Source organism: Promicromonospora sp. NPDC023987 (assembly GCF_040639055.1).
Taxonomy (GTDB): Bacteria; Actinomycetota; Actinomycetes; order Actinomycetales; family Cellulomonadaceae; genus Promicromonospora.
The window spans coordinates 47,567-66,436 of the sequence record NZ_JBEZZF010000025.1 but is presented as its reverse complement, the minus strand read 5'-3'; the positions used below and the strand labels follow the sequence as shown (position 1 = coordinate 66,436).

Below are 18,870 nucleotides of genomic sequence, written 5' to 3'. Positions count from 1 at the left end.
AAGGTGCGGGCTGCCTTCGCGCACGGCCTGACGCCGATCCTGTGCGTCGGCGAGGGCCTGGACGTCCGCAGCTGGGCCTCGTCGTCGCCCGCGGGGAGCTGTGCTACGTGGTGCTGAACCTCTACCCGTACAACTCGGGGCACCTCATGGTGCTCCCGTACCGGCACGTCTCGGACTACACAGATCTGGACGCGGCGGAGACGGTCGAGCTGGCACAGATGACTCAGCGGGCCGTGCGCGTGTCGCGCGCCGTGTACACGCCGGCAGGCTTCAATCTTGGTATGAACCAGGGGGAGGTCGCGGGCGCGGGCATCGCGGCGCACCTGCACCAGCACGTCGTGCCCCGCTGGCTGGGGGACGCGAACTTCTTGCCCGTGGTGGGCCAGACCAAGGCGTTGCCCGAGCTGTTGGGGGACACCCGCCGCCGACTCGCGGAGGCGTGGGTGACAGCAGGGGGCGGAGAGGAGAACTGATGTTCCGGGGCCTGCGCTCCTTCATGACCACGGTCTTCACGCCCCTGGCCCGCCTGCTGCTCGCGCTGCGGGTCTCGCCCGACGCGGTGACCGTCGCCGGCACGGTGGTGGTCACCGCGGTGGCCCTGGCGCTCTTCCCCACGGGGCACACCCTCGTGGGCGGGCTCCTCGTCGGCTTCTTCGTCCTCTTCGACTCGCTCGACGGGGTGATGGCGCGCCAGGCCGGCCGCTCGGGCCCCTGGGGCGCGTTCCTCGACTCGACGCTCGACCGGGTGTCCGACGGCGCGGTGTTCGCCGGGATCACCCTCTGGTTCGTGCTGCACCCCGACGAGCACCACGGCCTGTGGGGCATCGCCGTCGCGCTCGCGTGCCTGGTGCTCGGCAGCGTGGTCCCGTACGCCCGCGCCCGCGGCGAGAGCGTCGGCGCGACCGTGCAGGTCGGCATCGCCGAGCGCGCAGACCGCCTCGTGCTGGCGCTCGTCCCGTTCACGTTCCTGCAAGTCGGCCTGCCGGTGGTCGTGCTGGAGGTGGTGCTCACGCTGCTGGCGCTCGCGAGCCTCGTGACCGTGGTCCAGCGCATGGCCACCGTGCGGGCACAGCTCATGCGGCAGGGAGCCTGATGGACGTCGCGGCGGCGTACACGTTCGCGTGGCGGAACGCCACGAAGATCCCCGAGCCGCTGCTCCGCGGCCTGTTCACGGCGGTGGCCGACCTCACCTGGCTGCGGCACGGCAAGAGCGTGCGCCGCATGGAGGACAACTACGCGCGCGTCCGGCCGGACCTCGACGCCGCCGCCGTGCGCCGGCTGTCCCGGGCCGGCATGCGCAGCTACATGCGGTACTTCCGCGAGGCGTTCACCCTGCAGGGCGTCACCCCGGAAGGGCTCCGGGCGCGCGTGCGGGTCGAGGGCTACGACGAGCACGTGCGCCCCGTCGTCGACGACGGGGGCGCTGCCGCGCTCGCGCTGGGCCACCTCGGCAACTGGGACCTGGCCGGCGCCTACGGCTCGCAGTACTGGGCGAGCGTGCTCACCGTCGCCGAACGGCTCAAGCCCGACGAGCTGTTCGAGGAGTTCGTGCGGTTCCGCGGCTCGCTCGGCATCGAGGTGCTGGCCCTTGGCAACGGCGACGTGCTCGGCTCCCTGGTCCGCAGCGCCAAGGAGGGCAGCCGGCTCATCCCGCTGCTCAGCGACCGCGACCTGACCTCGACCGGCATCGAGGTGGACCTCGCGGGGCACCGCGCGCGGGTAGCCGCCGGACCCGCACTGCTCGGCCTCGAGGCCGACATCCCCGTGCACGCGGTGGGCATCAGCTACGAGCGGCTGCGCGGTTCACGCCGGCGATCGGCCGGGACGCCGTGGGGGATCGTGGTCCGGTTCTACCCGCCCCTCCCTGTGCCCGACGCCGCACTGCCGCGCGACGAACGGGTCCGACTCCTCACCCAGGGCTGGGTGGACCAGCTCACCCGGACGATCGTCGAGCACACCCAGGACTGGCACATGCTCCAGCGGGTGTTCGTCGCCGACCTCGGACCCGCCCGTCCGCGCGGCTCCCGGGGCCGGGAGCCCGGATGAGGGTCGTGCGGCGGCGCAGCCACCGCGCACTGCGGGTCGGCCTCGTCTGCCCCTACTCCTTCGACGCCCCCGGCGGCGTCCAGTTCCACGTGCGCGACCTCGCCGAGGCGCTCCAGGCCGCCGGGCACGAGGTGTCGGTGCTCGCCCCCTCCAGCGACGACGCCGAGCTACCCGGCGTCGTCACCGCCGCCGGCCGAGCAGTTCCGGTGCCGTACAACGGGTCGGTCGCACGCCTGACCTTCGGCCCGCTGACCGCCACGCGGGTACGCCGCTGGCTGGAGGGCGGCATCGACGGCCGCCCCTTCGACATCGTCCACCTGCACGAACCGATGGTGCCGTCGCTCTCGATGCTCGCGCTGTGGCAGGCCACCGAGCCGGTGGTCGCCACCTTCCACACCTCGCAGGTGCGCTCGCGGGCGCTCCAGGTCGCCTACCCGCTCGTACGGCAGTCCCTGGAGAAGATCGCCGCCCGCATCGCCGTGTCCGAGGACGCGCGGCGCACCCTCGTGGACCACCTCGGCGGCGACGCCGTCGTGATCCCGAACGGCGTGTACACCCAGGTCTTCGCGAGCAGCCCCCGGCGTCCCCGGTGGACCGGGACCCCCGACGCGCCCACCATCGCGTTCCTCGGCCGGCTCGACGAGCCGCGCAAGGGCCTCGGCGTCCTGCTGCAGGCCGCCCCCACGATCCTCAAGAGCGTGCCCGGTGCGCGGTTCCTCGTGGCCGGACGCGGGAACGGCGTCGTCGCCGAGACCCGCGAGCTGCTCGGCGAACATGCCTCGTCCGTCGAGTTCCTCGGCGGCATCACCGATGCCGAGAAGGCCGAGCTGCTGGCGTCCACCGACCTCTACGTCGCGCCCCAGACCGGCGGCGAGAGCTTCGGCATCGTGCTCGTCGAGGCCATGAGCGCGGGATCCGTCGTCGTGGCCAGCGACCTCGGCGCCTTCCAGCGCGTCCTGGACGACGGCGCCGCCGGCGCCCTGTTCCGCACCGGCGACCCCGACCACCTCGCCACGACGGTGCTGACCCTCCTGGCCGACCCCGCACGCCGGGACGCCTACCGCGCCCACGCCGCCGACTGGGTCCAGCGGTTCGACTGGTCCGGCGTCACCGAACAGGTGCTCGCCGTGTACGACATGACCCTCGCTGCCGACCACGCGATCGGCGGCGACGTCGTCGGGCGCGTCCTGGGGCTGTTCCCACGCCGGGTCGGAGGCGACGGATGACCTGGTCCGAGATGGCGCTGATCGTGCTCGGGGCGCTCGCGGTCGGCCTGCTGCTCGCCTGGCGGGGCGCCTACCGCCTGGACCGGCTGCACCGCAAGGTCGCCGCGTCCCGGATAGCGCTCGACGCGCAGCTCGTCCGGCGGGCGTCGGCGGCGGTCGAGCTCGCGGCGTCGGGTGTGCTAGACCCCGCGAGCGCCGTCCTGGTGGCCGACGCGGCGTACGCGGCGTCGGACGTGGGGCCCGTGACCTCACCGGCGGCCGCGCTGAAGATGGACGGCCTGGGACCGGCCCGGGAGCGGGCCGAGTCGGGGCTCACGGGGACGCTGCGGGAGGCGATGGGGGCGCCGGAGTCGATCCGGGCCTTGCGGGCTGGGCCCGCCGGCACGGTCGTGACGGCGCTTGCCGCTGCCTGGTACCGGGCGACGCTGGCCCGTCGCTTCCACAACGAGGCGGTCGCGCAGGCCCGTCGGGTGCGCAGGCTCTGGTACGTGCGGCTGTTCCGGCTGGCCGGCCGCGCGCCGATGCCGCGGACGGTGGAGCTGGACGACGCGCTGCCGCACGCGCTGGAGCCCAACGGCGGGTGACCCACCCGGGTCGGCCGGGCCCGCCCGAGGGTGAGCGGTCCGTCGGCGGGTGACCGGTCCGCGGGCAGCGGGCGGGGGCTGCCTGAGCCGGGCGATAGGATCGAGGTAGGGCGCCGACCGCGCCCGGAACGACCGGCGTCGATCCCACCGGCGAGAACTATGCGAGGTAACCGTGACTGAATCCGTGACCGGCGAGAACACCGTGGGCACGGTTGGCACCGCGCGCGTGAAGCGCGGTATGGCCGAGATGCTCAAGGGCGGCGTCATCATGGACGTCGTCACGCCCGACCAGGCGAAGATCGCTGAGGACGCGGGTGCGGTGGCCGTCATGGCCCTGGAGCGAGTGCCCGCCGACATCCGTGCGCAGGGTGGCGTGTCGCGCATGAGCGACCCCGACATGGTCGACGGCATCATCGAGGCCGTCTCCATCCCGGTGATGGCGAAGGCGCGCATCGGGCACTTCGTCGAGGCGCAGGTGCTGCAGTCGCTCGGCGTCGACTACATCGACGAGTCCGAGGTGCTGACCCCTGCGGACTACACCAACCACATCGAGAAGTGGAACTTCACCGTGCCGTTCGTGTGCGGTGCGACGAACCTGGGTGAGGCGCTGCGCCGCATCACCGAGGGTGCGGCGATGATCCGCTCGAAGGGCGAGGCCGGCACGGGCGACGTGTCGAACGCGACCACGCACATGCGTCAGATTCGCCAGCAGATCCGCCGTCTGACGTCGCTCCCGGAGGACGAGCTGTTCGTCGCCGCCAAGGAGCTGCAGGCGCCGTACGAGCTGGTCAAGGAGATCGCGACCACCGGCAAGCTGCCGGTCGTGCTGTTCACCGCCGGCGGCATCGCCACCCCGGCGGACGCCGCGATGATGATGCAGCTCGGCGCCGAGGGCGTGTTCGTCGGCTCCGGCATCTTCAAGTCGGGCAACCCGGCGCAGCGTGCGAAGGCGATCGTGCAGGCCACGACGTTCTTCGACGACGCCGACGTGGTCGCCAAGGTCTCGCGCGGTCTGGGCGAGGCGATGGTCGGCATCAACGTCGAGGACGAGCCGGCGCCGGTGCGGCTGGCGGAGCGCGGCTGGTGAGGTCCTGTCCTGAGGGCGTCGATCTGCCCTGATGGAGTGGGAAAGGCTCCGTGGACCTTGTGTCTGCGGGGCCTTTCCGCGTCGGTCGTGGTTGTGTCGTGTGGGGAAGGGTGTTCATGCTCGCTCGCGAGGTTCGCGCCTGGTTCGTGATGGTGGTGATCGCGGCGGTCGCTGTGGTCATGTCTGGTTGCACGCCGGCGGCGGAGGCGCCGGGGCCGTCCCCGACGTCGACGGCTGGGCGGACGGACGGTGGGAACACGTCCGTGGTGGACGCGAGCTCTGAGCTGGAGAAGTTGCCCGACGTCGAGCGCTTCCTGGAGCAGGCAGTTGCTCAAGTGCGGCAGAAGTATCCGGATCAGGTTCCGCAGGACTTCACGGCCGCCTCGATCATGGGCGAGCTGGACGCGATCGATACGCACGTGGACGCCGGCGGGGTGTTCGACTACGCCGCCGCGAAGAGCGATCCTGCGATCACCACGGACACGCTTGACCCGTATGCGCGCACCTACCGGGCACTGGGTGGGGAACTGACGGGTAGCGAAGCTGCGGATGCCGACGCGGCTTCTGAGGGCGCTGGCGGCAATAACGTGTCATCGATGTCGGTCGAACACGTTTCGGCGGTCCGGCTCGATACCGCTGACTCTCAGACTGCTGACGAGGGGCAGGGTGAGAAGAACGGCGATCCCCGGGTTGGTTATCAAGGGCCGCGGCAGTTCGTTGCTGACAGGCCTGAGTGGGTCGAGGACTACAAGGCCGTCGGGGATGAGGTTCTTCAGGGCAAGGTTCTCTACTTCGAGTCGGAGTACAACCTGGCGCGCATGCGCTTCTCGGCGGAACTCGACAGTTACCTGCGTGAACGCGCGGGCGAGGATCAAACTGTCGTCATCTGGGGCGGGATCATGGAAGGCCCGCTTGGTGCGTGCATCGTCGACACCGACGTCTACCACGAACAGGTCCTGGAGCGGGGCGCGGCGGATTCGGAGGTCTGCCTGACGCGGACGGTCAGCGGGTCCACCGTCCCGGAGCCGTTGCTCCCGCTCGATGCGGCTATGCCGGAGGTTGTCGTAGCCGTGGAGGCGGATGTCCAGCAGCTGATCATTCAGGAACTCTGGCCGATCATGAAGGACTTCATTGGCCTGACGGATCTGGAGAAGCGCTTCACCGAGGCGGACATTCTCGCGTGCACGATGACGCTGATCAGCGTGCTGCCGGTCGGGAAGGCGATCAAAGCCGTCAAGGCGATCCCCGCGGTCGTCAAGGCTGTCGAGAAGATCGTCACCTTCATCGCGGCGAAGGGAAAGAAACTCCCGGTCGCCGCGCCGCCCGGGTGCTTCAGGTCATTCGCCGCGCCGACGCCCGTACTGATGGCAGATGGCTCGTACAAGCCCATCCACGACGTCCGGCCCGGTGATGAGGTCCATGCGACGGACCCGATCTCTGGGCTGAGCGGCCCGCGTCGAGTGATCGACACCTTCGTCCACCAGGACACGCTCGTGGACCTCCGGCTCGCCAGCGGCAAGACGATCACCACGACCGCAGACCACCCCTTCTGGTCGTCGAGCGACCACACCTTCCAGGACGCGAGAGACCTTGCACGTGGTGAGAAGGTCCTATCGGCTGACGGGACCGAACTGACAGTCAGCGGGCTCGACATCGAGACAACACGCGAAGGGGCCGCCTATAACATTGCCGTTCTCAGCCTCCACACCTACCACGTCGGCATCGAAGCGATCCTCGTCCATAACGCATGTGGGCCGGTGGTTGGCGCATCGATGACATTCGACAATGTCACGACGTCGTTCCGAAAGCTTGATCCGGGTCGAAACCCCAAGAACAAGTACGTGAAGACGGTGTCTTCACAGGATGAGCTCAGGGATGTTTTCGACAGTTGGTCCGCAGGGGCGGATCGGGTTGAGCCTCGCGGTGATAAGGTTTCCGATGCGTTTGAACTGGCCGACGGCACTCGGATTCAGTGGCGTACCTCGTCGAGATCTGGCGGCGCGACGATTGAGGTCTTGCCCATGGCGGGCAGGGAGCGAAAGGTGCACATCAATGGAGGATGATGAGATCATCTCCGAGTTTCTAGAGGATGGCCTCGATGACTGGGTCTCGCTCCATAATGCTGTATGGTTCACGACTCACGGCAACCTCGATGAGGGTTCCAAGGAGCGAGCGATCGAAATTCTTGGTCGACTTTATTCGAGCGGTCTGATGGTTCCTGGGCGTCCTGGCGATGCCGGGTTCGAAGATTGGCCCGGCACGGTTGTCGACTGGCTTATCCGGTCAAGGGACGAGTTGGATGAACTCGACTGGAGGCCGATGGGTGCGGGATTCCGGTTGCGTCTGACCGAGTACGGGGAAGCGATGGCTCGCGAGGCCGAAGGGCACTGAGCCTCATTTCCATCTACATTATCGAGTGGCTGCTCGTTTGTGCAGATGGCGAGCGGCTCGCACCGTGGCGTGTGCAGAGCGCTTCCGACCATGAAGACCAGTGTGGTCACGAACGTCGCAACCATCTTGGACCACGGCATGGGACCCGGCTCGTGAGGCAGGCGGAACTGCGCTCAGATTGGGCTCAGGTGGAGCCGCGATAGTGGATGCGGTCCAGATCGTGCGGAATCCGCGACGTCGACGTAGTGCTGGTCGCACTCGTACCCGGCTATCGGATCGCTGCACCATGTGATGCCCTAGTTCCCGCCGGGTACAGCGCTCTCGATGAGGATGAGGTGCGTCTCGTCGGTGCCGCTGTACGTCGGGGTGGAGTCATGGGCGACGGCGAGGTCTGCAGGGGCGTACTCGTCCGCCAGTACGTCGGTTACCCGTGCCCTGTCTGCAGCCTCGAGCGAACTCTGGCTGTAGTAGTACCACCAGCCGTTGTCCGTCTTCTGGTCCATGGCATCAAAGCACGAGCCACCGAAACTCAAGCTGGGCGAGACCTGAGGTCTGGCCGCCCGTTCTCGGCTTCCTCGGACGGCACCACCCTGCCCTAAGCACTGCCCGTCGTCACGCCTCGCAATCTTGGATCTCGGAATGAACGTCGACGAAGTGCCGCAGAGATACCGGCTCGCTGAGCGTGACTGGTAAAGCCGCCATAGGCGAGACGTTTTGGGCCCACGCCGTCGTGATTCGGCGGGGTCGGCCTTGCCGTTTCAGTTCGGCTTGTACGACTGGTGCCGTGGTCCAAGATTGAGATCCGACTTCGCTTGCAGCGCTGGCTCACGGACCATCAGGTCAGTCGCGCCAGAGGTCGAGCGACTCCCAGACCTGCGGAGCCCCCATCGACGCGACCGTCAGGGCGTGCGAGGCGGGGAACTCCCGCAGCAGCGCTGCCAGTTGCTTCGCCCAGTCCGAGTCGGCGTCGATGGACGGCAGGATGTAGGCGATCACGGCGAGGGCGTTGTAGGTCCCGAAGATGCCCTTGGCCGTCTTCTCGTCCCGCAGGTGGTCGAGGACCGGGATCTGTCCCGCCTTCGGACGGGCCGGCGCGTGCTGGAGCTTCCTGTTGAACAGCCGGGAGTGGTGCGCCGCGACGTTGCGGACGTAGTTCAGACTGGCGAGCCAGCTGATCATGATCTTCTTCGTCGGGACGCTGAACGCCAGGGCGATCTCCTCGGCGTCCTGCTGGTGCATGCCGCGGTAGAGGACGGAGAGGTGGCCCAGCTCGAGGATCTCGGTGAGTGCCCAGACCGGCATGCGGTCGTCGTACTTCTCCCGGAAGTGCTCGACGAACTGCTCGTCAGAACTGGCCTTCCTGTTGTTGACGCGCTGGAGCCACTGCACGTGCCTGCTCGGCGCGGCGTCCCGGGCGTCGGTGCTCTCGGCGGTGAAGGCCTCGGTGAAGCAGTTCGGGTCCTCGTAGGAGAAGGGGGACCTCCGGCCGAGCACGTAGCCGATCCGCATGCGGACGGCGACCTCGATGCGTTCGACGCCGTCCATGACTAGCATGCGCAGCCGCCGGTCGAAGTCGATGATGTCCTCGGCGTGCCGCAGTGTCGTGCCCGCCCGGTAGTCGCTGAGCACACGGATCCGCGTGCGGCCCTCATCGTCGACGTGCTGCTCGGACCCTCGGAACGGGTAGAGGTAGCCGGTGAGGCGGTAGTAGCCGACTGCCTGCAGGAGCGACGTGGCTCGTCCGTGGTCCTCGACCTCAATTCCGTGCCCCGCCAGCCGATCGATCTGCTCGTCGACGGACAGCCACGGCTTCGCGTACTCCGCCATGGTCCTCCCCGGAAAAGAAAATCAGCCCGCGCCTTGCGGCAACGGGCTGATCGTGATGGATCCAGATTAGCACGAGGGAGCCTGTTCGGCTCGAGGCCGCTCGGTGGAGCTTGAACCCTCGAAGGCCTCCTTGGCCGTGCGGAACGTGGCCCAGGCCTTGGGTCATCCGTCGTAGAACGCAGCGACACTCCGATCGCGCGGACCTTGCCTGCTTCGTGGCCTTCCTCTAGGTGGCTCTCGTGGTCTCCGGTTAGCCGGACGATGTTCCGTTCCGCGGCCTGGTCTTCCACGATGAAGCCTGGCACTGGGCGATGCTGGCCGTTCACGGCGACCGCGCTACACCACTATGCGGGACTCAACTAGATTGACGGCGGCATTCAGTGAGCCCGGCGACGACACCGCAGAGCTCCGCCGAGCCGCGAACGCGCGCCTGGTCGAGGCGTCGGACGGGTGGTGATCCGGCGCGCAGAGGTGTGCTGGGTCGATTTCGGAGAGCCCAAGCGCAGTGTGCCTGCCAAGCGACGACCGGCCGTCGTCGTGCAGTCCGATCAGTACAACAAGTCGCGCATCGCAACGATCGTCGTCCTGCCGATCACGTCGAACACGGCCCTCGCACGGCACCCCGGCAATGTGTTCCTGCCGGCCCTGGCGTCCGGGCTGCCAAAGGACTCAGTCGTCAACGTGTCCCAGCCGATGACCGTGGACCGCGCCGACATCGACTCCACCGGATTGGTGCTTCCTGACAACCTGATGGACGTCGTCGATGCAGGTCTTCGACGAGTCGTGGACTTGTGATGGTCGACCCGGCGGGCGGGCGATGGAGGCGATGGCACGAGGGAGACTGGCTCGAGACGCCTGCCCGCATCTCATCCCCCCGGGTAGCCTCGGCGGATGCTGCGCATTGGTGACGTGACCTATCTCGTCCGTGACCACGACGAGGCCCTCCGGTTCTTTGTCGACGCTCTCGGCTTCGCCGTACGGCAGGACGAGACGTTGGACGGCGGGTGGCGGCGTGTCGTCGTCGGGCCGTCCGAAGGCGGGACCGGGTTCGTGCTGGCGCTGTCGGACGGCGAGACCGTGGGGAGGCAGGCGGGCGGTGACGTCGCGTTCTTCCTGGAGACCGACGACTTCGCCGCCGCACACGCCCGAATGGTGGCCCACGGCGTCCGGTTCCGCGAGGACCCTCGCCACGAGGTATACGGAACGGTCGCGGTGTTCGAAGACCCTTATGGGATGCCGTGGGACCTGATCCAGCCGCCGGCCGCTCAGGACACAGATGGAAGCCTGGGATAGCTGATCCTGTCGGACGACGCCGTCGCTGGTTCTACCAGGGCGACGGCTCGTAGTCCTTGAGGAAGGAGCCGTACAGGTCGGTCCCGGCCTCGCCCTGGACGATCGGGTCATAGACGCGGGCGGCGCCGTCGACCAGGTCGAGGGGCGCGTGCCAGCCCTCGGCGGCGATCCGCAGCTTCTCCTGGTGCGGGCGTTCGTCCGTGATCCACCCGGTGTCCACCGCGGACATCAGGATCCGGTCCTTCTCGAACATCTCCGCCGCGGAGGTCCGGGTCAGCATGTTGAGGGCGGCCTTGGCCATGTTGGTGTGCGGGTGTCCCGCGGACTTGTAGCGGCGGGAGAACTGCCCCTCCATCGCCGAGACGTTGACGACGTACCCGCGTCGCGCCGTGGACGTCGCGGCCCGCATCGCGGGCCGCAGCCGGGAGATGAGCAGGAACGGCGCGATCGCGTTGCAGAGCTGGACCTCCAGGAGCTCCAGCGGGTCGACCTCGTCCACGACCTGGGTCCACGAGTTGGTCGTCTGCAGGTCGGGGAGGAGCCCGCCGGCATCGACGGCCGTGCCGGCCAGGTGGGCGTCCAGGGAGGCCGAGCCTGCCCGGAGCGCCAGCGCCGTCAGGGACGCAGCGCTGTGCATCGCGACGGCGTCGTCCTGCGACTGGCCCTCGCGGTGGGCGACCGACAAGGCGGTCAGCGCCCCCGCTATCGCGGCAGGGTGCGCCTCCGAGACGTGATCGAACGTGACCATCTCCGGCGCTTCCAGCCCGTGGGGAAGCGGGGCGACCGGCGACGACTCGCCCGTGACGAGCTGCGAGTAGGCCCCCGGGGACCGGCGGACCGTCTGGCAGGCGTTGTTGACCAGGATGTCGAGCGGACCCGCCGCGGCGACGTCGTCGGCGAGGGCGATCACCTGGGTGGGATCACGCAGGTCGATCCCGACGACCTTGAGCCGGTGCAGCCAGTCGGCGGCGTCGGGCATCGCCGAGAAGCGGCGCACCGCGTCCTTCGGGAAGCGGGTGGTGATGGTGAGGTGAGCGCCGTCGCGCAACAGGCGCAACGCGATGTACATGCCGATCTTCGCCCGGCCCCCGGTGAGCAGGGCGCGGCGGCCGGTCAGGTCCGTGCGCTGGTCGCGCCGTGTGTGGCTCTTCACGGCGCAGGCGGGGCACAGCCAGTGGTAGAACGAGTCGACCAGCGTGTAGTCCGTCTTGCAGATGTAGCAGCCGCGGGCGGTGCGCAGCTCCCCGGCGAACGACCCCGGCGCGGTCGAGACCAGCGGGATGCCGGCGGTCTCGTCGTCGATCCGCGCCGCCGAACCTGTCGCTGTCTGCTCGATGACGCTCCGGTCGTGCGCCTGGATCTCCTCGCGGACAGCTGCCTTCCGGGACTTCTTGAGCAGCTTCCACATGTAACCGGTCGCTTGTTTGACCGTCTGGACGTCGGGATGGTTGGGGTCGAGATCCTTGAGGCTGCCCAGCACCCGAAGGGTGGTGGCGAGCTCGTCCGGGTCGATCCCCGCGTTCGTCGGCACCCCGTAGGGTAACTGTCGCCCGGGCCCGGCGCCCGGCTCGGTCCACCACGCGCAGATGCGCTCAGGCTCAACACCGCGGCAGCGGAACTCCTGGTGAAACGGCGGCTGATCAGCGACCGGGCCACCAGGAGTCCCGCCTACGGAGACTTCTCGCCAGTGACCAGGATCACTGCGGGGGGACGTCCGTGCAGTAGACCTTCTTGTCCGGCAGCCGGCCGGTGGTCAGGAACGTCACCGTCGCCTCGTCCACGCACGTGGAGCCCTGGCCATAGACGTAGTGCCCGCCGTTGTCCGCGCCGACGAAAGCCGCTCGCTTGCCGAGGACCTCGTACAGCCCGAGGCCGTCCTCCCACGGTGTGGCGTTGTCCCTGCGGTTCTGCAGGATCAGCGTGTTGCGCGGTCCCTCGTCGGTCACGGAGACCGGCTCCTCGATCGGCTCCGGCCAGAACGCGCACGCCCAGATGTTGGCGGGCATTCCCGCGCTGAGCGGCCAGGCCGCCCGGTCCTCGGCGGTGCGGCGGGCGTACTCGTCGACGTCGTCGGACCACTGCGCGTCACCACAGGTCAGGGCCAGGAACATGGTCGCCTGGTTGTCGGCCGGCACGCCAAGGGTCGGCGGCGGCCCGGCGAACACCTGCTGCAGCACCTCGCCGTCCGCCTCGGTGAGCATGCCGTCGGCCAGTCCGGCGGCGGCCTTCCAGAGCTGCGCGAGCATCGGGAGCGAGTCGTTGTGCAGCAGGAGGCTGTAGGTGAGGGTGCGCAGCATCGAGCCCGTCAGGGCCAGCTCGGTGCCGGGGACGGGCGCGGGAGTGCGGTCGAGGCGGTCGGCGAGTGCGAGGTAGTTCTGGGTCACCTCGTCGACGGTGTCGCCCAGTCCGAGCGTGGCGTGCTGCGCCGCGGCGACCTTCGCCGCGTCGGGGAAGCGTTCCGACATGGCCTTGCCCCAGTTGTCCTTCGCGTTGGCCCAGACCTTCGTGGGGTCGACGTTGCCCTCGAGGACCACCCGGTCGGCGCGCTCTGGGAACAGCGACCCGTAGACGACGCCGAGGTAGGTGCCGTAGGACTGACCCCAGTAGGAGATCTGCTCCTCACCGAGCGCCGCCCGGATGCGGTCCATGTCGCGGGCCGTGTTGGCGGTGGTGAAGTACCGGAGCTTCTCGCCGGCGTTCGTCGCGCACAGCTCGGCCTGGCTCCGGGCGCGGTCGACGTTCGCGGTGATCGAGCCGTCCGCGGCCGGGTACGGGAAGAGGCCGGCGAGGGACGGGTCCTCGAGGCCGCAGCTCTGCGGGGTGCTGTGCCCGACCCCGCGGGGGTCGAAGCCGATCAGGTCGTAGGCCCCCAGCACCGACGGCGGCAGGGTCGGCGCCACGGCACCCGGTGTGTCCAGGCCGGGCAACGCCGGGCCGCCCGGGTTCAGCAGCAGGACACCGCGGCGGTCGCCGGACTCCGCTGCCGGCAGCTTCGAGACGGCTACCTCGATCTGCTCGCCGCCGGGGTCCTGGTAGTCGAGCGGAACCTGCACCGTTCCGCAGATGAGCCGGGGGTCGCGACTGGCGCCCTCGGCCAGCTCCGGGCACGTGTCCCAGGCTATGCGCGGCGTGGTGGGTGCCTCGGCGGCAACCGATGGTGCGTCCCCGCTCGTCGCGTCTGTTTCCGGGGCGGCGGCACAGGCCGCCACCGTCCCGACGGTGAGCGCCGCCGCGATCACCACCCTGCTGAGCCTCCGGGCGATACCGGTTCTCGCTGACCGTTGGATCGTATGCAACGTCGTGCCTCCAGTTCTCGGTGTGTCACGACGCGCTGACGCCGCTACCAGAGAACCTATGGATGACCGCGGCGTCACGAATCCCCTTGGTGTGGACACTCTCCGTACCCCGTACGGGGGACCTGAGGTGTAGGGATCCATCGAAGATGTCACCTGGAGCGGTGTAGTTGTCACCAAGTTGTCCATCGACCGGGGTTTTACTTGTCACTCTCGGCGAGGATGCGCAGCGAGCGACGGGAGTGAGATCCGGTCGCCATGGGTCTCGATGAACGTACTGAAGCCGATCAGGTCGGTCCGACCTCAGGCAGGCGCCACCTGGTGGGGGTAATCGAATAACCCTCCGGGTGAGAAACCGCTACTCGTCATCGTACTTCACCCGTTTCGCGCCGAACGCCTCGCTGATCTGATAAGCAAGATCCCTGACGAGACGACGGTGAATCAGGCTGGCAATCTGACTTTCGCGGTCGCCCGGCTCCTGCCAACCGACAACTGGATTGTCATCGCCCGCGCTGACTTTGGCGGTGCATATAAGGCTTCCGTCGGCGGCGTCGATCACGAAGACATGAGCGTCCAGGTCTGCCCAGTGTTGTGGCCGCACTGAGGTCTCGGGGGTCGGGCGCCCGTCCGGCCAGTATTTGATCGGGCGAACCACCACTACGTATTGCACACGGCGGGCGAGATCGGACGACTTCTTGTAGTCGCCGAAGTCTGCCCCGTACTCCGGATCGAGGGTCGGGGTCGGATCGGCGCGCGGTCCTGTTCCCCAGAACTGGCGCAGCAGGTTTCCGTCGCCGACCAGGAAATCTCGCCCGTCCGGGTCCTCGGAATCGAAATCAAGGGCTGCTTCCGGGTCGAGTGCCTCCATGAGTGAGACGATCTCGGTGTTCGTCTCGTCCTCGGGGTAGAACGCCGGAATCTCAAGCTTCGGTTCTGGCTCGGTGGAGCATTTCGCCCCTGCGGGGATCTCTGCCGGGAGATTCTCAGCAGCGTCCTTGAGGCGCACTCGGACGTGGCCGAACCACTCGCGGTCCGCCTCGAGCAGTTCCTGCAGCTCGGCTGTTGGTACGGCCGTCGAATCGGTCGGGTACTCGCCGCATGCCGAGACGGTGAGGATCATTGAGCCCATGACGGCGACGGTGGCCGTCAGGGATGCGAGTCGTCGTACCGGCACGCTACCTCCGCAGGTTCGGGTGGTGCTTTGCGTCTGTGGTGCCTGCGGACGCAGGCTAGCCGCAGCGCAGTTCGGGTTAGCCGTCGTCGGTTGATGTCAAGATGGTGATGGTGATGGTGACGGGTCGTGATCGGCCGTCTGCGCCGCGTGTCTTGGCGCGGTGCGTTGCAGCTAACCGAACGGCGTTGAGCGTAGTGGGCCCTCACAAGGGGACGATGTCCACGATGGCGACTTGCCCTTGCCTGAAGCGGACAACGGTCTTCAGCCCGGCCTGCGGAGTGTCCTCAAAGATCCAAACGGGGACCCGACGCTGTCGCCTGAACAGCAAGACGCAGCTCACTCAAACGCGGGCGCCCGAGATTAACGACACCACCCGAGTACATGCCGCGGTACTCCTTGTCGATCAGCGTTTTATCGGGATTTCCAAGCAAGCGTTTGACCTGCCTAGAATTCGTACCCTGCTCCACATCGGCCATGGGCGGAGCGTACTCAGCCCCGGTCGGGACCGGTCCCGTTGTAACCTCGCCTGCCGCCACGAGGCGGGCGGCATAGGTCAGCTCGCCGACTGTGAAGGTACCGAAGACGCGCCCCGATGATCGACCGGACTAGCCGAACGGCGTTGGTATTAACGCTCGTGGTTCTCACCTTCGTAGCCCCTTGTCATTGTCGATGCGTCCCCACCGCCGCGCCGGAGCCCGTCCCGTCGGACCGCTCACACCTCTCGGACAGGACCTGTGCCGCCAAGCCCAGGAACACCTTGGGATCTCACCGGCCCTCCCGACCACGTGAGAAGGACCGCCCATGATCGAGGGAACGGACAACTTCTATGCACGCTCTGCTGCACCAGGCCTACCAGAGCTGGGCCACCAGCGGCCTACCGGCAAGCTCCTGGGTGACAACTACACCGCCCAAGGGACAACTCGAGGGAATTCCTACACGAGGCCTGGGACCGTGGTGCTAACGCCGGCGGTTATCGGCGGCAGTCCGAGACCGGTCCCGGGCCGCTGGCCCTATCGTCCGGTTGCGAGTAGCGAGGGAACCCGTTGTCCGGTCCGGATCTGGCAGGAGAGGCACGGATTTGATGAACTCCGACAGGGCTGCACTTGAGATCGATCGGGTGCGTTCGGCGTGCGCGGTGGCACAAGAGGTCGATGCGAAGGTGGAGGGGATCATCGCCGCCCGGAAGCTCCTCGCCGCCACGCGTGAATCACTCCATGCGTTGTCGGAGATGCCAGGGCAGGAAGACGCGACCCGCACGTGCCGTGACGAGGTCGCGCGGGTGGTCGATGCCTGTGCGATGACCTACGCCGCGGCACACCACGTCGACAAGCGGGTCGCGCTTCTCCTTGACCAGGCGGCGTCGCTGGCCACATCGACGCCAATCACCAAGCTCATCGATCAGCACATTGCCGCTCAGCGTGAGACAACGTCCGGGCGGCACATCGGCTCGGACCGGTGGGCCGACAACGAGGACCAGTCATGGCCGACCGAAGGCTCAGACGTTCCCGGGTTCTTCAGCTTCATCTGGAACGAGTTCGGCCGAATGTTCGCCCTGTTCCTCCTCGGCGCGGTGGTGGTCGGTGGGCTCGTCGGGTGGGCCTCGAACGGCCAACCGCTGTGGATCGCCGTCGCTTCCTCGGTGGGAGGCTTCATCGCTGCGGTAGCCGGGATCACCGTGATCCGGAACCGGGCCGAGCAGCGCGCGGAGAAAGAAGCCGAGCTGTAGGGGCTGACCAGCGCGGCTGTCCGACCGCCGACTGAGCTGTCCGCAGGTAAAGAGGCGCCCGCGGACGGCCCAACCGACAACTCGAGGGACTTCCTACATCGGCCCTCACCGCCCGAGCAGTGCGTCGACGCCGACGGCGACCGCGGCGGCGAGCCGGAAGTCCACCCGGTCGTCCGGCACCTCGACGGTGTACCGGTCGCGCAGGCTGAGCTGCCGTTCGCTGGTCAGGACGGGCGCGCCCGTCACGGTGTCACCGAACGTGAAGTGGACGGGCAGCGGGAGCTCGGCCACGCGGCGCAGGACGGCGACGAGCATGCTGCGCTCCTGGCCGTAGGCCTCCAGCCCCGGAGCTCGCAGGTGAAAGCTGGAGCGCAGCAGGCTGGCTGCGAAGTCCTTCTCGAAGGATCCGATCGTGGACCCGTCCGCGGTGGTCACGTCGTAGGCTGCCGCGACATCCATCACCTGCCGTGCGCGGAAGCCGAACAGCGGCCGGGTCCTCGCCTCGTCCTCGTAGAAGGTCACCCTCTCGCGCATCGCGAGCCGCTTCTGCTGAGCGAACGCGAGGAACCGTCCCTCCGAGCCGTCGTCGAGCGCCTCGACGATCGTGTAGCGGTTGACCAGCACGGTGAAGTGCTGCTTGACGAAGAAGCGAGGCAGGTGCTGGACGGCGGAGCTGGTCGTGGTCACCTCGTCCGGGTCGGTCATCGAAGCTCCATCCGGCTCACGCGAAGGACGCCGAGGAGGAAGGGCGTCGCGACCCACAGGCCGATCGAGGCGAGGAGCGGGCCTATCGCATCGGCGCTCATCTCGCCGTCGGCCAGCGGGACGGCCGTGACGTTCAGGTCGAGCCAGCCCGCGAGCGTGCTGCCGAGGTCGCCGGTCAGCCCGATGAACCCCCAGGCGATCGAGGCCACGAAGTAGACGACGATCGATGCCGCTGCGTTGAGCAGCATCGAGCCCAGCGCGATGCCGCACAGGGTGAACAGGACGTTGGTGGCCGTCCAGCCGGCGAGCGCCACCGGGTCGAGAGCGAAGTGCGCTTCCACTCCGCGGACGGCGGCCACGACGGCGGTCGTCGGGTAGGCGACCGCGATCATCAGGGCGCTGGTGGCGACCGCCGCCACGGTTCCGGCGACCGCCTTGGCGACGAGCACGCGCCAGCGGCGCGGTTCGAGGGCGAAGGTCGTGAGCGTGGTGCGTTTGCTCCACTCGCTCGTCACCGAGACGATCCCGAGGACCGGAAGGAACAGACCGAGGATGGGCGCTGAGCTGGTGGCGACGTCCTGGACGTCCTGGACGCCCTGGGTGAAGTAGCGGGCGTTGACGATCATCGCCCCGATGGCGCTGAGCACGAGCAGCGTCAGGAGTACGAGCGCTGTCCGGGTGTCGGCGAGCTTGCGGATCTCCACGGTGACCAGGCGCGTGAAGGGGACGGTGAGTGAGGGACCTTCCGCGGCGCGTAGGTCGGTGCTCTGGGGCAGGGTCGTGCTGCTCATGCTGCACTCCGATCGTCTGTGGAGGTGAGGGTGAAGTAATGGCTCTCCAGGTCTTGCGCCGCGTTGTGGTCGATCGGGGTGTCGTCGAGGATGCGGCCGCGGCCGATGATGACGACGCGGTCGGCGAGCTGCGCCACCTCGTGCAGCAGGTGGGAGCTCAGGAGCACAGCGCACCCGTCGTCCGCGACGGCACGCAGCAGATCGCGGATGGCCCGGATGCCCTGCGGGTCGAGGCCGTTCGCCGGTTCGTCGAGCACGAGCGCTCTCGGCGCGCCCAGGAGGGCCTGGGCTATCCCGAGGCGCTGGCGCATACCGAGCGAGTAGCCCTTGACCGTGCGCCGGCTCTCCGCGACGGAGAGGCCGACGAGGTCGAGGACCTCCCCGATGCGTCGCCGGTTGACACCGATCATCGCCGCGGCGATGGCCAGCGTCTCGGCGCCGGTGCGGCCGGGGTGGACCGCCTGCGCGTCGAGGAGGGCACCCACGGTTCCGGCGGGGTTGCTGATCTCCGTGTACTGCCGCCCGTCGATCGTCGCTCGGCCCGACGCCCGGGTGTGGCCCAGGAGGATCCGCATCGCGGTGGTCTTGCCCGCACCGTTGGGCCCGAGGAAGCCCGTGATCGAGCTCGCCGGTACCTCGAACGAGACGTCGTCGAGCGCGAGCGTCGCGCCGTAGCGCTTGGTGACGTGGTCGAATGTGATCATGAGCCCAGTCCACCCGCCGCAGG

Annotated in this window: 20 protein-coding genes; 11 read left to right on the top strand and 9 right to left on the bottom strand. The window is 68.4% G+C overall.

Annotated elements, in window-relative coordinates; all coding sequences use genetic code 11:
• From AB0F40_RS13520 to AB0F40_RS13485, 8 genes are all read left to right on the top strand, one after another.
• Nucleotides 1-473 (top strand): HIT domain-containing protein (locus AB0F40_RS13520; RefSeq protein WP_357467884.1); only part of this gene is annotated, 473 nt, incomplete at its 5' end.
• The gene (pgsA, locus tag AB0F40_RS13515) at nt 473-1,093 is read left to right on the top strand and encodes a phosphatidylinositol phosphate synthase (protein ID WP_357467881.1); all 621 of its coding nucleotides are present in this window, start codon (nt 473-475) and stop codon (nt 1,091-1,093) included. The genes AB0F40_RS13520 and pgsA, both read left to right, overlap by 1 nt.
• Nucleotides 1,093-2,046, top strand: coding sequence for a phosphatidylinositol mannoside acyltransferase (locus AB0F40_RS13510; RefSeq protein ID WP_357467879.1), 954 nt, complete (start codon nt 1,093-1,095; stop codon nt 2,044-2,046). Before pgsA ends, AB0F40_RS13510 begins: the two co-directional genes overlap by 1 nt.
• 29 nt (nt 2,047-2,075) lie before the next feature.
• Complete coding sequence (locus AB0F40_RS13505) at nt 2,076-3,272, top strand: glycosyltransferase family 4 protein (protein WP_357467895.1); 1,197 nt, start codon at nt 2,076-2,078, stop codon at nt 3,270-3,272.
• A complete protein-coding gene (locus AB0F40_RS13500; RefSeq protein WP_357467877.1) occupies nt 3,269-3,856 on the top strand; it encodes a hypothetical protein in 588 nt (195 codons plus the stop codon). Before AB0F40_RS13505 ends, AB0F40_RS13500 begins: the two co-directional genes overlap by 4 nt.
• A gap of 172 nt (nt 3,857-4,028) precedes the next feature.
• Nucleotides 4,029-4,943, top strand: coding sequence for a pyridoxal 5'-phosphate synthase lyase subunit PdxS (gene pdxS, locus AB0F40_RS13495; RefSeq protein WP_357467874.1), 915 nt, complete (start codon nt 4,029-4,031; stop codon nt 4,941-4,943).
• Nucleotides 4,944-5,059: 116 nt separating this feature from the next.
• A complete protein-coding gene (locus AB0F40_RS13490) occupies nt 5,060-7,006 on the top strand; it encodes a polymorphic toxin-type HINT domain-containing protein (protein ID WP_357467872.1) in 1,947 nt (648 codons plus the stop codon).
• Entirely contained in the window at nt 6,996-7,334 is a 339-nt protein-coding gene (locus tag AB0F40_RS13485) for a hypothetical protein (protein WP_357467869.1), read from the top strand. The genes AB0F40_RS13490 and AB0F40_RS13485 overlap by 11 nt, the downstream gene beginning before the upstream one ends.
• Nucleotides 7,335-7,630: 296 nt before the next feature.
• Here the strand turns inward: AB0F40_RS13485 and AB0F40_RS13480 are convergent, their stop codons facing one another.
• A complete protein-coding gene (locus AB0F40_RS13480; RefSeq protein ID WP_357467867.1) occupies nt 7,631-7,837 on the bottom strand; it encodes a hypothetical protein in 207 nt (68 codons plus the stop codon).
• Between the two features lie 337 nt (nt 7,838-8,174).
• Nucleotides 8,175-9,161 carry an Abi family protein gene (locus tag AB0F40_RS13475; protein WP_357467866.1) on the bottom strand — a complete coding sequence of 329 codons (987 nt, stop codon included), beginning with the start codon at nt 9,159-9,161 and terminating at the stop codon, nt 8,175-8,177.
• 450 nt (nt 9,162-9,611) lie between these two features.
• On the opposite strand from AB0F40_RS13475, the gene AB0F40_RS13470 reads away from it, so the two are divergent.
• Nucleotides 9,612-9,956, top strand: coding sequence for a type II toxin-antitoxin system PemK/MazF family toxin (locus AB0F40_RS13470; protein WP_357467863.1), 345 nt, complete (start codon nt 9,612-9,614; stop codon nt 9,954-9,956).
• Between the two features lie 96 nt (nt 9,957-10,052).
• Nucleotides 10,053-10,454, top strand: a complete 402-nt coding sequence (locus tag AB0F40_RS13465) for a VOC family protein (protein WP_357467861.1) — start codon at nt 10,053-10,055, stop codon at nt 10,452-10,454.
• A gap of 31 nt (nt 10,455-10,485) precedes the next feature.
• Here the strand turns inward: AB0F40_RS13465 and AB0F40_RS13460 are convergent, their stop codons facing one another.
• The 4 genes from AB0F40_RS13460 to AB0F40_RS13445 form a co-directional block, all read right to left on the bottom strand.
• Complete coding sequence (locus AB0F40_RS13460) at nt 10,486-11,985, bottom strand: SDR family NAD(P)-dependent oxidoreductase (protein WP_357467859.1); 1,500 nt, start codon at nt 11,983-11,985, stop codon at nt 10,486-10,488.
• Nucleotides 11,986-12,151: 166 nt separating this feature from the next.
• Nucleotides 12,152-13,696 (bottom strand): alpha/beta fold hydrolase, encoded by a 1,545-nt coding sequence (locus AB0F40_RS13455; protein WP_357467856.1) that lies wholly within the window; start codon nt 13,694-13,696, stop codon nt 12,152-12,154.
• Nucleotides 13,697-14,105: 409 nt separating this feature from the next.
• The gene (locus AB0F40_RS13450; RefSeq protein ID WP_357467854.1) at nt 14,106-14,876 is read right to left on the bottom strand and encodes a hypothetical protein; all 771 of its coding nucleotides are present in this window, start codon (nt 14,874-14,876) and stop codon (nt 14,106-14,108) included.
• 329 nt (nt 14,877-15,205) lie between these two features.
• Nucleotides 15,206-15,397, bottom strand: coding sequence for a hypothetical protein (locus tag AB0F40_RS13445; protein ID WP_357467851.1), 192 nt, complete (start codon nt 15,395-15,397; stop codon nt 15,206-15,208).
• Between the two features lie 605 nt (nt 15,398-16,002).
• Here AB0F40_RS13445 and AB0F40_RS13440 point away from each other — a divergent pair.
• On the top strand, nt 16,003-16,647 hold the full coding sequence (locus tag AB0F40_RS13440; protein ID WP_357467848.1) for a hypothetical protein: 645 nt from the start codon (nt 16,003-16,005) through the stop codon (nt 16,645-16,647).
• A gap of 105 nt (nt 16,648-16,752) precedes the next feature.
• Here the strand turns inward: AB0F40_RS13440 and AB0F40_RS13435 are convergent, their stop codons facing one another.
• The 3 genes from AB0F40_RS13435 to AB0F40_RS13425 are packed head-to-tail and all read right to left on the bottom strand — an operon-like array spanning nt 16,753 to nt 18,847.
• Nucleotides 16,753-17,352: a hypothetical protein gene (locus AB0F40_RS13435; RefSeq protein ID WP_357467846.1), complete on the bottom strand. Its 600-nt coding sequence runs from the start codon at nt 17,350-17,352 to the stop codon at nt 16,753-16,755.
• The gene (locus tag AB0F40_RS13430; RefSeq protein WP_357467843.1) at nt 17,349-18,143 is read right to left on the bottom strand and encodes a hypothetical protein; all 795 of its coding nucleotides are present in this window, start codon (nt 18,141-18,143) and stop codon (nt 17,349-17,351) included. The genes AB0F40_RS13435 and AB0F40_RS13430 overlap by 4 nt, the downstream gene beginning before the upstream one ends.
• Complete coding sequence (locus AB0F40_RS13425) at nt 18,140-18,847, bottom strand: ATP-binding cassette domain-containing protein (RefSeq protein WP_357467841.1); 708 nt, start codon at nt 18,845-18,847, stop codon at nt 18,140-18,142. Before AB0F40_RS13425 ends, AB0F40_RS13430 begins: the two co-directional genes overlap by 4 nt.
• Between the last annotated feature and the right edge of the window lie 23 nt (nt 18,848-18,870).

What these genes read in the sequence shown, in the direction of transcription:
- pgsA (WP_357467881.1), top strand. Translation starts at nt 473, where the DNA reads ATGTTCCGGGGCCTGCGCTCCTTCATGACCACGGTCTTCACGCCCCTG.
- AB0F40_RS13510 (WP_357467879.1), top strand. Translation starts at nt 1,093, where the DNA reads ATGGACGTCGCGGCGGCGTACACGTTCGCGTGGCGGAACGCCACGAAG.
- AB0F40_RS13450 (WP_357467854.1), bottom strand. Translation starts at nt 14,876, where the DNA reads ATGGGCTCAATGATCCTCACCGTCTCGGCATGCGGCGAGTACCCGACC.
- AB0F40_RS13480 (WP_357467867.1), bottom strand. Translation starts at nt 7,837, where the DNA reads ATGGACCAGAAGACGGACAACGGCTGGTGGTACTACTACAGCCAGAGT.
- AB0F40_RS13430 (WP_357467843.1), bottom strand. Translation starts at nt 18,143, where the DNA reads ATGAGCAGCACGACCCTGCCCCAGAGCACCGACCTACGCGCCGCGGAA.
- AB0F40_RS13425 (WP_357467841.1), bottom strand. Translation starts at nt 18,847, where the DNA reads ATGATCACATTCGACCACGTCACCAAGCGCTACGGCGCGACGCTCGCG.
- AB0F40_RS13435 (WP_357467846.1), bottom strand. Translation starts at nt 17,352, where the DNA reads ATGACCGACCCGGACGAGGTGACCACGACCAGCTCCGCCGTCCAGCAC.
- AB0F40_RS13440 (WP_357467848.1), top strand. Translation starts at nt 16,003, where the DNA reads ATGAACTCCGACAGGGCTGCACTTGAGATCGATCGGGTGCGTTCGGCG.
- AB0F40_RS13500 (WP_357467877.1), top strand. Translation starts at nt 3,269, where the DNA reads ATGACCTGGTCCGAGATGGCGCTGATCGTGCTCGGGGCGCTCGCGGTC.
- AB0F40_RS13465 (WP_357467861.1), top strand. Translation starts at nt 10,053, where the DNA reads ATGCTGCGCATTGGTGACGTGACCTATCTCGTCCGTGACCACGACGAG.
- AB0F40_RS13490 (WP_357467872.1), top strand. Translation starts at nt 5,060, where the DNA reads ATGCTCGCTCGCGAGGTTCGCGCCTGGTTCGTGATGGTGGTGATCGCG.
- AB0F40_RS13475 (WP_357467866.1), bottom strand. Translation starts at nt 9,161, where the DNA reads ATGGCGGAGTACGCGAAGCCGTGGCTGTCCGTCGACGAGCAGATCGAT.
- AB0F40_RS13485 (WP_357467869.1), top strand. Translation starts at nt 6,996, where the DNA reads ATGGAGGATGATGAGATCATCTCCGAGTTTCTAGAGGATGGCCTCGAT.
- AB0F40_RS13445 (WP_357467851.1), bottom strand. Translation starts at nt 15,397, where the DNA reads ATGGCCGATGTGGAGCAGGGTACGAATTCTAGGCAGGTCAAACGCTTG.